This window comes from Pontibacter korlensis (assembly GCF_000973725.1).
Lineage (GTDB): Bacteria > Bacteroidota > Bacteroidia > Cytophagales > Hymenobacteraceae > Pontibacter > Pontibacter korlensis.
The window spans coordinates 2,703,960-2,719,457 of the sequence record NZ_CP009621.1 but is presented as its reverse complement, the minus strand read 5'-3'; the positions used below and the strand labels follow the sequence as shown (position 1 = coordinate 2,719,457).

The window sequence follows — 15,498 nt, the reverse complement described above, 5'->3', positions numbered from 1 at the left end:
TATCTCTAAAAGATCTCCAGCATGAGCAGGCGCAACACCTAACATTGACACAGCACAGATACCCTGAAGTATAGGCTTAAAAACATGTAACCTTACACACATACTTAGATTGATTAACGTTTAGTGAATAACTTATTACTCTTTAAAGCACCAGCAACCTTTGCTGCAGTGTATGAAGATATTCTTAAAGCAAAGCCTTTATTCGTGGGGAATCTTCTCTGATGAATGGAAGCACCCGCTGGATCATGAGGAAGCCCTTCGAAAGTACATGGCTGGAGTATTGTTACTCTCCCGTTACTTTAACTTAGGGCAAAGGTATTGTATCAATTTGATGATAAACATACGTAACATATTAATAAATAGTTAATCATAAATATCTAATATTAAGCAATCATTATTTTCCAGATCCGCTACTTGAGCTTGAGGATTTCAACCAAAGCGTACCTATCATTAAGGCGCTACAGACTATGATAGACCTAATTCTTTAGACGTAGGAAGATAGATATTGGGATCAAAGGCAGAACACTTTGCAAGTCCACCATCAGAAATAAAATGTTAGCTCCATTCAAACCTTATCTTCTGCAGCTCGAGGCCTTACCTCACCTGGAGTCTTTTGCTGCCCTATTTGTCCAGGCTAAGTTTTTCCTGCCAGTTGTCCTGGACCCGCACCTTTCCATGCGTCCGATTTGATGCCGTATGGTGGCTATACCTTACCCCTTTCCAGAAGGCCTCTCCTATTTGCCAACATAAACCTTTGATAGGTCATATTCCTACTTAGGCTGCTTATGCGATACTAAAACGTATTACTACTACTCTTAAGGCCTTCAAATATGTGGTGGCAGAATAGGTGGCAAAAATTTTATTAAAAGCTGTTGTGACTGATGAAGCTTCATGAACATGCCGCCATACACGCAGTAAACACGCATTTTCAAACACTCGCAGCCGTTAAGAACCCACTGAAGTCGGGCCCAAGGCACTATCACAAACAATAAAAGCCTGTAAGTGACATACTCTTACAGGCTTTTTTGTTTTCGGGGAACGGTAAAGGGAACGTAATAATCACCCCATGAAGGATAATTCAACCTTGTTCCCTCTCTATTAAGGATTTAACGGCTCGAAGGAGTTAACACGAAGAGCCTCCGGAACAGGGAAGAAAGCCTTTGACTCTTCACTGATCTTTATCATGTCCAGGAAGGGAAGATAAGCTAACTCACGGATGCACCTTTAGGCTCGGAAACGATTAATTACCTCAGGTTTCCTTGATACATGAATATAAAACACCTTTTCCTGTAATAAGACCTAATGTATTAAGTAAAAATATTTTTTCAGTATCCCTATGCCTGCTTTTTGCTGGATTAAGTTATCATCTCCTCAATTTGATCAATGATCCTATTTGTGAGCTCCACTACTTTAACATCTTCTTAATACTCCAATCTTTATTTTTATTCCGCCTGAAAACAGTGCTCATATCTAGTTGATAAGTACTGCAAGAGCATACTTTCAACTGTACAAGTTAGGCTTTATAAAGGCTCAGCTTTCAAACCGCACTTTATTATTAGTCAAAAAACTCCAGTCCAAGAATAAATTCAAAAATTTAGATGTCAGACACTAGAAGAGAATTCATCAAAAAAGCCGCTTTATTAACAGGAAGTGCAGGGTTGTTCAATGTGCTACCCATCTCTATACAAAAAGCAATGTCCATTAGCGCTGACCCTGGAAGTACTTTTCTGGATGCAGAGCATGTTGTGTTCCTGATGCAGGAAAACCGTTCTTTTGATCATGCTTATGGTACTTTACAGGGCGTGCGGGGCTTCAATGACCCAAGAGCTATTCAGTTGCCTAACAAAAATAAAGTTTGGCTACAATCAAATGCAGCAGGTGAAACATTTGCTCCTTTCCGCCTGAACATAAAGGACACAAAGGCAACATGGATGAGTGCATTACCCCACTCCTGGACCGACCAAGTAGATGCGCGTAACAACGGAAAATATGATAAGTGGCTGGAAACCAAAAGCTCTGGCAATAAGGATTATGCACACCTGCCACTGACATTGGGCTATTATAATAGAGCTGATATACCTTTTTATTATGCTTTAGCAGACGCCTTTACAGTATGTGACCAATACTTCAGTTCTGCTTTAGCAGGTACAAGCCCTAATAGGTGCTTTTTCTGGACAGGCACTGTGCGGAAAAAGCAACTTGAGACTTCAAAGGCACACGTGTGGAATGGTGAAATAGATTATAAAGACTTACGCTGGACCACTTTCCCTGAGCGTTTGGAGGACCTGGGCGTATCCTGGAGAGTGTATCAGAATGAGTTAAGTGTAGGTGTTGGTTTTACAGGAGAAGAAGACGATTGGTTAGCTAATTTCACTGACAACGATCTAGAATATTTTGCTCAATATAATGTCAGGTTACATGCCAAGCATCTGGAATATCTTGCAAAGAAATCAACTAAGCTAGCTCGTGAAATAGAGGCATTAGAAAATAAAATTCAACTCAATCAGCAAGATAAAGAAGAGCTTGAAGCGAAGAAAAAAGAATTAGCTTCAGTAAAAAATCAGCAGAAGAAGTGGAGCCAGAAGCAGTATGATATACTTTCGGAGCGGGAGAAAAGCATTCATAAGAAGGCCTTTACCACAAATACAGGCGACCCGGACTACCATAAGCTTGAAACACTCACCTATGATGACAATGGCACACAGCGTGAAGTAAAGGTTCCGAAGGGAGATATATTACATCAGTTCAGAAAGGATGTGGAAACAGGTAACCTGCCAACGGTTTCATGGTTAGTTGCACCTTCCAACTTTTCTGATCACCCGGGGTCACCTTGGTACGGAGCCTGGTATGTTTCTGAGGTGATGGACATACTTACAAAAGACCCTGAAGTATGGAAGAAGACTATCTTTATCATGAACTATGATGAAAACGATGGTTACTTTGATCATGTCCCTCCTTTTGTTCCACCAGTTACTGGTAAACCTGAAACTGGCCAAGCCTCAAAAAACATTGATACAAGGGTAGAACATGTTACAATGGAGCAGGAAGAGCAAAGAGGCTATCCTGCTGACAGGCTTCGGGAAAGCCCCATCGGGCTAGGCTACCGTGTACCTATGGTGATTGCTTCACCCTGGAGCCGTGGAGGTTGGGTTAACTCACAGGTATTTGACCATACCTCTTGCCTGCAGTTTCTGGAAACCTTTTTAAGCAAGAAGACTAGAAAAGAAGTAAAAGAGCCTAATATAAGCGAGTGGCGACGAACCGTATGTGGTGATTTATCATCCGTATTCCGGCCTTACAACAATGAAAAAATTTCTTATCCTGCTTTTATAGATAAAGAGCCCTTCATTCAAAGTGTACACAAAGCAAAGTTTAAAGAACTTCCTTCCGGCTTTAAATCACTGACAAAAGCAGAGGTAGAAGCAATTAACCAGAATACAGGTGCATCAGCTTTTATGCCACAACAGGAAGAAGGCATAAGATCCTCTTGTTCACTACCTTACCAGTTGTATGTAGACGGAAAATTAAGCGCTGATAAAAGAACTTTCGGAATAAGCTTTGAATCTAAAACGGAGGTTTTTGAAAAAGACACAGCCGGTTCTCCTTTTTCTGTATATGCTCCTGGTAAGTTCTCACAAGCAAACGCCGAGCAGCAAACTATGAATAATTGGTCATTTGCGGTAAGTGCTGGAGATAAAATTGACTATGCATGGCCAGTTGATGCATTTGAGAATGGGGTTTACCATCTTAAGTGCTACGGACCAAACGGTTTTTTCAGAGAATTTTCAGGTAATGCACAAGACCCTGCCATTGAAGTGCAGTTTGACTATGAACGTAACAGAATAAGCAAAAAGAAGTTAACAGGAAATGTGGAGTTAAAGCTATTCAATACTAGCAACGATCAATCCTATACCATTGAAATAACAGACCTTGCTTACAAAAGCAATAATCTTCGAAAAGAGTTGAAAGCCAGTACTACAGACAAGGCACCTACAACACTGGTACTTAATCTGAAGCAAAGCTTTGGCTGGTACGATTTCAGTGTAAGAGTAACAGGTAATAATACCTTCGAAAAAAGATATGCAGGAAGAGTGGAGACAGGTAAGCATGGATATAGTGATCCATACATGGGAAGAGTGGTTGGATAAAAAATACTGTTCCTGCTAAAAAAGAACCCCTGGATAATACATCCAGGGGTTCTTTTTACTTATGTAGTGGCTGCTCTTAATTCAACCACCAGGTTTTTTGATTGATTCTGTCATTCCCGGCACCAAACTGCTTTCTGATGGCTTCAGAAACGTTTGCTGAATTGTAGTTATACTCAGACTGAGGGTACATCCAACGGTAGGGAATTGCCACCCCCTGCGGTCGACGGAAATCAGGGTATCCTGTTCTTAAATGATCGTAGAAAGGGGTCCAGCTTAACTGTAAAAAAGACTGCAGATACCTTTGCATTACAATTTTTTCAATCCTGGCTTCCTGTGAGCTTGCCTGTGCCAAGCTGTTCACAGGTTTAGCCAAGTAAGCTTCTGCTCTACTTTCGTTAACATACTGGCTTAATCCTTTTGCATAAGTTTCATAAAATTTAAAGGAAGCCTTTACACCTGAATTATAGTAATTCTCAGCATCACCAGGGATCCAACCTCTTACAGATGCTTCTGCAAGGATCAACTGTTGTTCAGAATAACCCAGTAAAACTCTAGGCTCGGTGGTAGGGTCCTGGTAGTAACGCTCATTTACTTTTGAAACTTTACCTTCAGCTGCTTTTAGATTTACAGTAGCATAGGCTGCAGCCGGATCGCCTCCTTCATAAGAAGTGAAATCATCTATTGCTTTGCCAGCTTCTTTACCTATCCTGGTCTGGGTGCTATACACAAAAAGGCGTGGATCTTCTCTGTCCTGCAGGCGACGTATAAAAGTAGAATCCATATACATACCAGAGCCGAAGCTGCTTGAGTTAAACTCAGGGTAGCGGTTATCTTGTTGATCTAGAAATTCCAGCTGGCCATTGTCTGCTATACTTTCCATTAAAGGCTCATCCTGCACAATTTGGGCAAAAGTTTCCCGTACTTTAAGTTCACTGTCACTTTCTTTTTTAGAAAGGCTCATTAACACTTTCAAACGGAACGCATTGATCAACTTTTGCCATTTTGTTATATCACCCTTATAAATGATGTCGCCTGCAATAATGTTATTTTCATTTTTCAGAAGCGTATTGGCCTCCGCTAATTCGGTCAGGATACCTTTAAAAACAGTTTTTTGATCGTCATAAGCAGGCGCGTAAGCAGTGTTTGACTCACCCTGCAGTGCCTCAGAATAAGGTATGTCACCAAACGTAAGGGCCAGGTTATAGAAGTAATAGGCTCTGAAGAATTTGGCTAATGCAATGTAAGAGTTGTCATTTATACGCTCCGCCTCTTCCATCATCTTAGTTACATCTCTTAAAGAGGAGTAAGAGCCAAAACTGCCCCGGTCCCATTTATAATATTGCAGTGTGCTTTCGCCATCGGTTTGCACGAGCATTTTCTGGGCGTAAAGTGGTCCGGTACCTCCAAATGCCTGAAAGGCGTTCCACTCTATTTTAGTTAGCTGCAACTGCGGGTGCGATTCCGTTGGCAGGTTTGGGTTTACATTCATATCCTCCAGGTCCTGGCAAGCAACCAGACCCAGCAAGGCTATCATAAAACCGAATATCTTTTTCATGTTAAGTTTAAAATTGAAATTTGGAACTGACGATTATAGTCTGGCGGGTTTAAAATTTGGCATCAAGAGAGAAGCCAACATACCGAGCGGAAGGGTCCTGCAGGTTGTCATCATTTCCATAATCAGGATCAACATAAGGAATTTTCTTCCACATGAACAGGTTGTACCCGTACGCCGTAAGTTCCAGATTCTTTATAGCGCCTAGTTTAAAAATGTTTGCCAGGTCGTACCCCACAGAAAGTCTTCTGAGTTTGAAGTAAGAGCGATCATAAACGTTGGCAAATTTTTCACTTTCATCTTCCGTTACCTGTGCCTGGTAAGGGTAAATCTGGCTCCAGGTTTGCCAGTTCACAGCTGTCGTGTTAGGTCTGTACTTGCGGGTATCTGAAATAATATTTCCATTCACATCTCTGGTAAGCTCTCCTTCTGTTACAACAACGCCATCTGGTACGTAAACTGGCTTACCAGCTGCATATTCAGCATCACGGTATTCAACAGAATTAGGATGTTTTCCTCCCCACCACATTTTCTCGATTGTAATAGATCTAAGAAGACCACCCCACGCTCCATCCACATCTAAAGCAACTTTAAAGTTTTTGATGTTAAACCTGTTTTGTAAGCCTAAACGCCAGGAAGGATCCAGGTGTCCCAGGTTAACCGGGTATGGGTCTCGGGTTGGTAATCCGCTGTTTGCATCAAGAATTAACTGGCCATCAGCACTTTTTTGCCATACGGAGGCATAGTAGCTGTCCGCACGGTCTCCAGCTTGTAAGTTACCATACTTCTGCCCACCGTATACTTCTGTTATTTTCTTTACATACTTACTCCAGTTAAGCCCTACGTTCCAGGAGAAATCTTTCGCTTGTATGGCATTAACTCCGGCAATAACTTCTACTCCATTGGTTTCATAAACATTGCCGTTTACCTTGCGTGAAGTAAAGCCAGAAGACTCTGAAATATTAAGATCTATGATCTGGTTCTCGTCTTTGATAAAATAATATGTACCGTCCAGAGTGAAGCGGTTTTTGGCAAAAGAAGTTGAGAACCCTACTTCATGCGAAGTTGTTTTTTCAGGTTTAATGTCTGGGTTAATCAGACCTGCCGGGTAAGTAACAGAAGGAATAGTACCGTAAGTAACTCCTTTGCTATAAGTGGCATAGATACTATATGGGTCCAAGTCGCTGGACACCTGGGCCCATGAAGAGTTAAGTTTCAGGTAATCAATGAACCGTGGCATCTGGATAAATTCAGATACCATGGTACTTAGTGATACTGACGGATAAAAGTAAGAATTATTAGAAGCAGGAAGAGTAGAAGACCAGTCATTACGTGCTGTAACGTTAAGGAAAACAGCATTAAATAAATCCAGGTTAGCAGATCCGTAAATACTTCGGATAGATTTTGTCTGGAAATAGTTACTTGCCTGTACAGGGCCCTGCGTGTTATTTAAGCTGTATACTCCCGGCACTATCAGGCCATCGCTGGAAGCATATTCCTGCTGTATTTTACGATAAAAAGTAGAGGCTCCACCATTTACAGTAAGGTCAATCTGAGAGGACAAAGATTTAGAATAGGAAGCCAGGACGTCTGCATCAAAGTTCAATTGAGAATTATTCCACACCTTAAAGTCCCCATTGCGTGAGTCGCCGTAGTTCATATAAGATTTCGGGCTTTCCATATTTTCATAAGAACCTCTTTCCCGTGCGGCAGCTCTTGTCTGGATTGAAAAACTCGGTGATAACTGCCAGTTTAGCTTAAGCTGTCCGTTTAACACATCACGGTTTTGCTCCTGCTCTAGCTCATAAGAGGCAAAGTATGGGTTATTGTACCAGGCATAGTTATAGTTAGCCTGGCGATATCCTTCAAGCCCCGGCACATACATGTGCTCTTTCAGCTCTTTTCCGTTCACATCATCACCCATCCATATTAAGATGGTATACATATGGTTTTTAGGGCCATACCCATAACGAGGAAAGTTAGGAGAATACACCTTATTATAAGATAGGTTAGCTCCTAATTCCAGATTATCAGCTAGCTGATAAGTTGAGTTAAAGGTCAAGCTTCCAGTATGAAGGGATGTATTAGGCACCTGCCCCTTTTGATAAGCATATTTTCCTGATACATAATATTGTGCCCTGTCTCCTTTATAAGCCACAGAAAAAGAGTTATCTGTAACTATTCCTGTTCTCAGGAAGTCTCTCAGGTTATCGTGCCGTACCCAATCAATAGGTACCCGCTCATATCTAGACTTATCATCGTATATAGTTCCTTCAACATTTCCCCACCAAGGTATAACCTCCCCTGTTTCTTTATCCTGAATAGGGCTGTTCCATTGCGGAACCTTTACACCAGTTCCAAACTTCGGCCCCCAAATCATATCTCCATCTGAGATACCACCATCTGCGCCATCCCAAAATTCATACTGACCATTAGAGCCGTTGCCATATTCTGTTTGTGTTTCAGGATAAACCGTAAATCCAGCCGTAAACATAGTGTTGGTACGTACGCTTACCTCTAAGCCTTCTTTTTTGGCATTCTTCGTAGTGATGAGTATGGCTCCGTTTTTACCACGCGAACCATAAAGTGCAGCGGCTGTTGTACCTTTCAGAACATTTATATTTTCAATATCATCGCTGGAAATATCATAAAAGTCTGTTTCCACAGGAACTCCATTCAGTACGATAAGCGGCGTTTTACCTCTTAAGTTAAATGAAGGTGATTGAAACATACCAGTAGGATTTGTAACCGTAAGACCAGCCACCTGACCAGACAGAGCACTCCCAACATTCATAACCTTAGCCTCAGAAAGTACTTCTGTATTTACTTCCTGTGTAGCATACCCTAACTTTTTCTTTTGCTGTTTTATACCGATAGCAGTAACCACCACCTCAGAGAGCGTTTCAGTATCTTCCTGTAGCGATACATCAACAAAGCCTTTGCTACCTACACTTACTTCCTGGGTTATAAAGCCAATGTAGGACAAAATCAGCACGGGCTCCTTAACGCCTGCCGTGTTAATTGTAAAGCGCCCTTCATGGTCGGTAACGGTTCCTGTAGAAGTACCTTTTAGCACTACTGACACACCTGGAAGTGGCAAGCCGGTAGCGTCTTTTACCAAACCCGATAAAGGTTCGCTTTGACGATTTTGATTGGTGATAACAGAAGTAGATGATGTGACAACGGTAAAGTCAGGCACCATTGTAAAACCATCCTTAGGGCCGATGCCAAGTATGGCCAATAGCAAAAGAAAGCACCTGCGACGGGAACCTCCTTTGCGCTTTATTGGTAAAGTTGATATCATTGCTTACTTTATATAGGTTATTCTATCCTGTTTTTAGTTCAGATTGATCAACCAATTGACCTGGGACAAAGAAGAGAAATATGCCGGAGCTCTGGTATGTAAGCAGAAGGAAAGGTATACTACAGTACTGAAGCGAAATCTGCTTCGGTATATTTTTTCACCTATTCCTGAAGATTGGCTTCAGGATATCTTCTCTGTTCTCCTCACACGCTATAAACCTCTGTTTTTGCTTCCTAAGAACAGGAACAAAGTACGTGAATGAACTTTACCTGAATATTCAACAATGATTATATAATCATTATCAGCAGCATGCTAAAGAGTTATAACTTTTACAAAACTTTAATAGCTATAAGCAACTGCTTATACATAACTTTTAGCAAAGGCAAGCCAGTAAATGCAACAAACCTGTTATAGGCAAGGCTGAAAGCACTATCAAAAGCAGCGTTGTGCAGCAGCAACAGGAAAGCAACAGTTGGCCAAACCAGTTATACATATATAGTGCCTCCAAGGAGTAAAAAAATGCAGTAAGGCTACATGACTCCAGATAAAAACAATGAGGCTGCCCTCTTTGGACAGCCTCATTGTTTACAAGCTAGGCTTATCTTTAAAGTAATTATTTGTCGATGATGTTGCTCTAAAACCCAAGCTCTGTCTCACCTAATCTATATCCAGAAAATTACATTTCGGAATCATAGCTTAGCTTAACCAGCACCGGGAAATGGTCTGAAGGGAACTTACCACAGTAAGTATCGGTAAGTAATCCCCACTTTTCTACCTTAAAGCCCTTGCTCATAAACACATGGTCAATAATTCCGTTTTCCTTCACTTCGTTTTTAAACCCGTTGAAAGAGGCATTGCTGGCATAAGGATGCTCTACCTGCTTATATGTGTCCTTGAGCAAGCCGGAGTTGGCCACACTCTGGTACCACTCACTGGCGTGATCGCCGTTAAAGTCCCCGGTTAATATAACATACTCCTTGCCAGCTACTTCCCTGATCTTGCGTAGGATCAGCTTGCTGCTCTCGCGTCGCGCCTGTACTCCCTGGTGGTCGTAGTGGGCGTTGAAGAAGTAGAACTTCTGGTTTGTGGCCAGGTCCTGTAGGTACACCCAGGAGACGATGCGATTGCAGCAGGTGGCATCCCACCCGAGCGAAGGTTTATCTGGTGTTTCCGACAGCCAAAAGTCTCCCTTGTCCAGGAGCTTGAACTTGTCTTTCTTGTAAAATATTGCCGAGTGCTCGCCCTTCTCCTTTCCGTCGTCGCGGCCTTTGCCGTAGCGAGCATACTGCGGCAGCGCTTGACTAATATCGTCCAGCTGGTTTTTCAGGGCCTCCTGCGTACCGAACACGTCGAAGTCGTGGAAGCGGAGTAACTCTGCCACCACCCGTGCCCGATCCACCCATAGGTTTCCAGTGTCGCTGGGGTTATCATAGCGCACGTTGTAAGTGCCTACCGTCAGTTGCTGCGCGTAGCTTAAAGTCGTGCAAACGCAAACTAATGCCAGAATAAGAATAAGGTGCCTAAGTTTCATAGTTAAAATCATAAGTAAAAAATAGTTAATTCCCCTTGTACTTTCTTATCAAAGAAAGCAGCTTTTCAAAGATCTCAGTATTTTGATAAACTCCCCTGAATTCATTTGAATGCGGACCATAGGCGTAGACAGGTACCGGAATACCTGTATGGTCGTCGGTACTAAATTCACCTATAACACGTCCTTCAGAAATACTTCCGCCCAACAGGGTAAGCCCACCTGTTTCATGGTCAGCTGTCACAACCACAAGTGTTTCTCCATCCTGGTCTGCAAAGCGCAGGGCTTCGCCCACTACCTTGTCAAAGTCTGCATTTTCTGTTATCACCTGAGCAAGGTTGTTTCCATGCCCTCCATGGTCAATTTGTGAGCCTTCCAGCATCAGAAAAAAGCCTTCAGAATTATCCGAGAAAGAATTGGTTACCTTCCTGAAGGAAGAAAGTAAGTAGTTTCCTCGCCCATCTAAAACAGGTCGAACAGCGCTATCAGCCACTAATGCGACCAGTTTCTTGTCCTTATCCATATTATCCGGTAACTCTTCAACTACTCTGTAACCTTTTGCCTTTAGTGCTTTGAGTGTAATGCTACCGTCAACATTTGCTTCAAAATGCTTTTTCCCGGCTCCGACCACTATATCCACAGGAGATGAAAGTAAATCCCGGGCTATTGCTGTTCCTAAAGACCGTTCCTTCTGATGTGCGAAAAAAGCGCCAGGTGTGGCATCCGTTAAATCACAAGCTGCAATGAGAGCTGTTTTTTTACCAGCTTCAGAGGCATGTACAACCAACGATGGGAGGGGCTCACCCGTTAGACTAACTCCTACCGCACGGTTATTAGTTTTCTTCCCCGAGGCCATGGCGGTTGCACCTGCAGCAGAGTCTGTTCCATAAGCATCGGCAGAGCTTGTCATGGATAACCCAATATTCTGCATTTTAAACATGTTGAGCTGCCCCCGGTTGGCAGTAAAGGTGGCATATACCTGCGATAACCCCATACCATCTCCAATCAAGAAAATAATATTTTTGACTCTCCCCTGCCCACCATCGTTTTTATAGGTAGGTGTATAGGTCGGATAAGGTTCTGCCACTTTGTATTCGTTTCCTCCTTTTTTCTGCACTATTGTGCCAAGTTCCTCAATCCGGTCAGTTCCAATCACATCCACTCCCATATCCATTAAGCTTAACCAAGCTGTTTTAGTATCTGGAGCAGCCCAAAAACGAACTTTTTTTCCTGCAGCATGTACGCTGCCCACAAAGGCTGTTATACTTGCCAGCTCCTCCTTCGGTAGTACACCCTTACCATTCCAGTTACTGTAGTTTCTGAAGCTGGTACTCACAAGGCCCACCCGCTCCCACTGCTGAGACGTGTGCACTGTTTGATGATTATCATCAAAGAAAATATAATCAGGATAATTTTCATAACGGGCAGGCTGGGGTCTGTCACCACTGATAATAATGGTCAGCTGTCCTTTGCGAGCAGGAGTATTAAGCAGTTTTTTCAATGGTTTTATCTGCTTAACAAGCAGGCGCAGCGCCTCCTGATGATTTTCTTTTATATCGATAAGTAGGCTTAGCTGTCGCGTCTCATCTTTTGCTAGCTCGGCAAGGGCAGGCTCCAAGTATAACTTGGATAAGGTTCTTACTTTGCTGATCTCATCCTTCTCATGGGCAACATATAGCTCGCCTTTTACAGGAAAAATATCCACCTCAATAGAACCAAACCCTTTATGATAGGCTCGGTAAAAGGGTATGTTATTTAGGTAATCATTATGTGAATGGGCGTTGTCCGGAGTGTATACCGTTGATTGCGCAGCGGCTGTTGTAACTAAAAGGCCCGAAGCCAGCAATAAGGTGTATAGTTTACGATGCATGATAAAGTTAAAAGGGCTCAGGTATGCTTTTGCACACACTGAGCCCTTATTTTAGAATAGTTTCGCTTTTTTCCAAGGTCCGGTAATCGCTACGGTGATTCCCGCATCCTGTATGTTTAAAAAATATGTTTCCCCGGTAGGAGAAAATACGCCTCCTGCAAATTCTGACTGAAATCCAACATTTTCCGCCAGCTTATAAAATTCGCCACCAGGTGTTACTCCCACTACAAATGGATGCGGATCATCTTCACACATAATCACATCCCCCCATGGAGCTATGGTCAGGTTATCACAGTATTTCAGGATATCCTTGTTATTTGGCTCCAGAAACAGCTCCAGTTTACCTGGCTGCTTTGCTTCTTCTGGCTTGCCTTCGTTTGGACTTGGTACATACCTGAAAACCTGTCCACTATAAGCTTTCCCGCCATTAGTACAGGCAAAATAAAGCTCATTTTGGCCAAACCACATGCCTTCTCCCCTAGCGAAACAGGCAGCACCTTTGTTGAAGCCTGCCAGGCGAAGGTCATCATCCGGAGAGTCAATGTTCTCAAGGTCCAGCCACTCCACTTCAAATTGCTTGCCTACAGGAAACTCAGGCCCTTTAGAATTTTCCCAATTGCGGGTATCCCAGCTTTTTTGTTCCTTTAAGACTAATGCCTGTAGTTTTCCTCCTTTTGCAAGCTTGCCAGGTTCATTTGGTATATAACGGTAAATCAGGCTATCTCCACGATCTTCAGTCAAATACACAATGCTGGTGTTAGGATCAACCGCCACGGCTTCGTGGTTCATGCGCCCCATCGCTTTAACAGGAATAGGTGTCACCATTCCTACTCGTGTTGAGGCTGGCACTTCAAACACGTATCCATGATCCTGCTCAAAGTAATCACAAGCGCCTGCCTTTACGGTTGTCTCCTCACACGTTAACCAGCTGTTCCAAGGAGTTACTCCGCCGGCACAATTTCGGGATGTGCCGGCCAGGCTCATAAATTGCTTTTCTATTTCTCCTTTCTTCGGATCATAAACCATGGTGGTGGTACCACCAAGGCCAGGCAGTTTACCTTTTCCAAAATCGTAGAAGTTTGCAGCTTTCACTGTAGGCAATAGTTCATTCTTTAACCCAAATGCTCCCTCTATAAAAGTATCAGGGCTGTTTTCATGGTTTCTGATAATAATGGTTTTACCATTAGGCCCTGCAAAGGTACCCATGCCGTCAGGCCTTCCGGGTACCAACAAGCCGTCTGTCATTTTATCGCCACGCTGCGATATAACTTTATAAGAGAAACCTTTGGGCAAGTTAAGAAGCCCTGCAGAGTCCGTGACCAGGGGGCCGTATCCTGCGTCCAGTGCCAAAGCCTCTTTTCCAAAAGCTTGTAATGGCTGCACTACAAACTGGTAGAGCCCCATAAAGCCCAACGTTGCAATACCAGACGATTTCAAAAAGTGACGGCGTGAGGCAGAGGAGTTTGCGTTATTCATCAACCAAATATTTTATAAGTAAAGGCTTATGGTAATTTCTACCAACCTTGGTTTTGAGGAATATCTGAACTACTAACAACATCTGGCGGAATAGGCCAGACATGATGCACTTGCGGATTAAAGTTACGGGCTGCTTCCAGTTCAACTACCTGATATGGTGCATCAGGATTAGTTTTATCGGCATGAACACGTCCGTGGGGTGCTACGCTATAGGCAGCCTGTGCATCACCCCAACGTACCAGATCCAGATGCCGGTCAGCAAACTCACCTGCCAGTTCAACACGGCGCTCGTGCTTCAGATCGGCAATAGTAGCTCCTGTAACAGGTTCCAAACCTGCTCTGGCTCGTACCAGGTTAAGTGGCACATCTCCATTTTTACCCTGCATGATCTGAGCTTCTGCCTTTATCAGCAGTATTTCGGCATAGCGCAGCAGAGGTACATTCAGGTCTGTAGTAGGCTCATCTCCATTGGAGTTGAGGTGCTCCTCCACTGGGTAACGGTATGGCTCCATATATTTATTAAACTGCAAGCCTGTCAGTGAGTTTGAAGAAGCATAGCGTCTTGTCTGGCCCAAATACTGAAATTCATCCCCGAACTCGAGTATAGTTGCCTTTCTTCTATGTACGTCAGCAGCCTCATACTCATTGTAAAGCTCTAAGGTAGGCTGAAAATATCCCCAGCCATTATACTTACCCCAGCCTTTGTTTTCGAGCATTACGCCAGGTAAAATACTGCCTGTCTGCCTTCCCGACACTACCGACCAGATATACTCACTAGACCAGTTATTAGCAATGTAGAAAACGCTGGCAAAATCCTCTTTGGGGTTACCTGTGTTGATCAGTGCTCGACCAGAACCTGAATTGGCGACAGCATCAGCCGCTTGCTCCGCATCAGCCCATTTAGAGGCATCATAGCGGGCCCAGTACAAATAGGTTTTAGCCAGGTATCCTAAAGCTGCATCTTTATGTGCTCGGCCTTTATCTTCATCGCTGTAGCTAGTGAAAAGCGGCAGCAGTTCTGCTGCTTTCTTCAGATCACTCTCCACCAGCTTATAATTTTCTGCAGCATTGGCAGCACGACCAAAATGGGTCTGCTCCATGTTTTCTTCTGTTACAATGGGCACTCCAGCCCTTTGGTCGCCGTAGTAAGATGCCAGGTAGAAATAGGAAAAACCCCGCATAAAATAAGCTTCGCCCAGAATCCGGTTTTTCATAGCTTCATTCATTTGTATGTCCGGCACATTCTTAATTATTTCATTAGCGCGCCGGATAGTCTGATACAAATTACCATATATGTTCCGGATATAGCTTTCTCCACCCGTTGTTCTGAAGTAGCGGATGTTTTCAGCAGTAGCATTAGAACGACCCGTTACCATGTCGTCAGAGGCATTGATAAACCAGAAGAAGCCCCGACCAAACATTACATCGTTATACATGTGAGTATACAAGGCATTAGAGGCGGCAACAGCATCCTGTTCTGTTTTCCAGAAATTGGAATAGGTGGTAGATCCTTTTGGAGTAAGTTCAGTAAAGTCATCGCTGCACCCTACAGATAGAGTCAGCAACAGCATTAATGGCAGAAACTTTTTTATTTTCATGATGATGATTTCTTAATTAAGT

At 43.2% G+C, this 15,498-nt stretch carries 7 protein-coding genes; 1 reads left to right on the top strand and 6 read right to left on the bottom strand.

What is annotated here, in order from left to right:
* Positions 1-1,598 precede the first annotated feature (1,598 nt).
* Complete coding sequence (locus PKOR_RS11840; RefSeq protein ID WP_046310962.1) at positions 1,599-4,148, top strand: phosphocholine-specific phospholipase C; 2,550 nt, start codon at positions 1,599-1,601, stop codon at positions 4,146-4,148.
* 76 nt (positions 4,149-4,224) lie between these two features.
* Here PKOR_RS11840 and PKOR_RS11835 read toward each other — a convergent pair whose 3' ends face one another.
* The 6 genes from PKOR_RS11835 to PKOR_RS11805 form a co-directional block, all read right to left on the bottom strand.
* Positions 4,225-5,703 carry a SusD/RagB family nutrient-binding outer membrane lipoprotein gene (locus tag PKOR_RS11835; RefSeq protein WP_046310960.1) on the bottom strand — a complete coding sequence of 493 codons (1,479 nt, stop codon included), beginning with the start codon at positions 5,701-5,703 and terminating at the stop codon, positions 4,225-4,227.
* A 49-nt stretch (positions 5,704-5,752) separates the two neighbouring features.
* Positions 5,753-9,004, bottom strand: a complete 3,252-nt coding sequence (locus PKOR_RS11830) for a SusC/RagA family TonB-linked outer membrane protein (protein WP_235337490.1) — start codon at positions 9,002-9,004, stop codon at positions 5,753-5,755.
* A 676-nt stretch (positions 9,005-9,680) separates the two neighbouring features.
* Positions 9,681-10,535 (bottom strand): endonuclease/exonuclease/phosphatase family protein, encoded by an 855-nt coding sequence (locus PKOR_RS11820; RefSeq protein ID WP_046310957.1) that lies wholly within the window; start codon positions 10,533-10,535, stop codon positions 9,681-9,683.
* Between the two features lie 25 nt (positions 10,536-10,560).
* Positions 10,561-12,402, bottom strand: coding sequence for an alkaline phosphatase (locus PKOR_RS11815; RefSeq protein ID WP_046310956.1), 1,842 nt, complete (start codon positions 12,400-12,402; stop codon positions 10,561-10,563).
* A 51-nt stretch (positions 12,403-12,453) separates the two neighbouring features.
* Complete coding sequence (locus tag PKOR_RS11810; RefSeq protein ID WP_046310954.1) at positions 12,454-13,878, bottom strand: alkaline phosphatase PhoX; 1,425 nt, start codon at positions 13,876-13,878, stop codon at positions 12,454-12,456.
* Between the two features lie 38 nt (positions 13,879-13,916).
* The gene (locus PKOR_RS11805; protein WP_046310952.1) at positions 13,917-15,476 is read right to left on the bottom strand and encodes a RagB/SusD family nutrient uptake outer membrane protein; all 1,560 of its coding nucleotides are present in this window, start codon (positions 15,474-15,476) and stop codon (positions 13,917-13,919) included.
* Positions 15,477-15,498: the final 22 nt, after the last annotated feature.

What these genes read in the sequence shown, in the direction of transcription:
- PKOR_RS11840 (WP_046310962.1), top strand. Translation starts at nt 1,599, where the DNA reads ATGTCAGACACTAGAAGAGAATTCATCAAAAAAGCCGCTTTATTAACA.
- PKOR_RS11835 (WP_046310960.1), bottom strand. Translation starts at nt 5,703, where the DNA reads ATGAAAAAGATATTCGGTTTTATGATAGCCTTGCTGGGTCTGGTTGCT.
- PKOR_RS11830 (WP_235337490.1), bottom strand. Translation starts at nt 9,004, where the DNA reads ATGATATCAACTTTACCAATAAAGCGCAAAGGAGGTTCCCGTCGCAGG.
- PKOR_RS11820 (WP_046310957.1), bottom strand. Translation starts at nt 10,535, where the DNA reads ATGAAACTTAGGCACCTTATTCTTATTCTGGCATTAGTTTGCGTTTGC.
- PKOR_RS11815 (WP_046310956.1), bottom strand. Translation starts at nt 12,402, where the DNA reads ATGCATCGTAAACTATACACCTTATTGCTGGCTTCGGGCCTTTTAGTT.
- PKOR_RS11810 (WP_046310954.1), bottom strand. Translation starts at nt 13,878, where the DNA reads ATGAATAACGCAAACTCCTCTGCCTCACGCCGTCACTTTTTGAAATCG.
- PKOR_RS11805 (WP_046310952.1), bottom strand. Translation starts at nt 15,476, where the DNA reads ATGAAAATAAAAAAGTTTCTGCCATTAATGCTGTTGCTGACTCTATCT.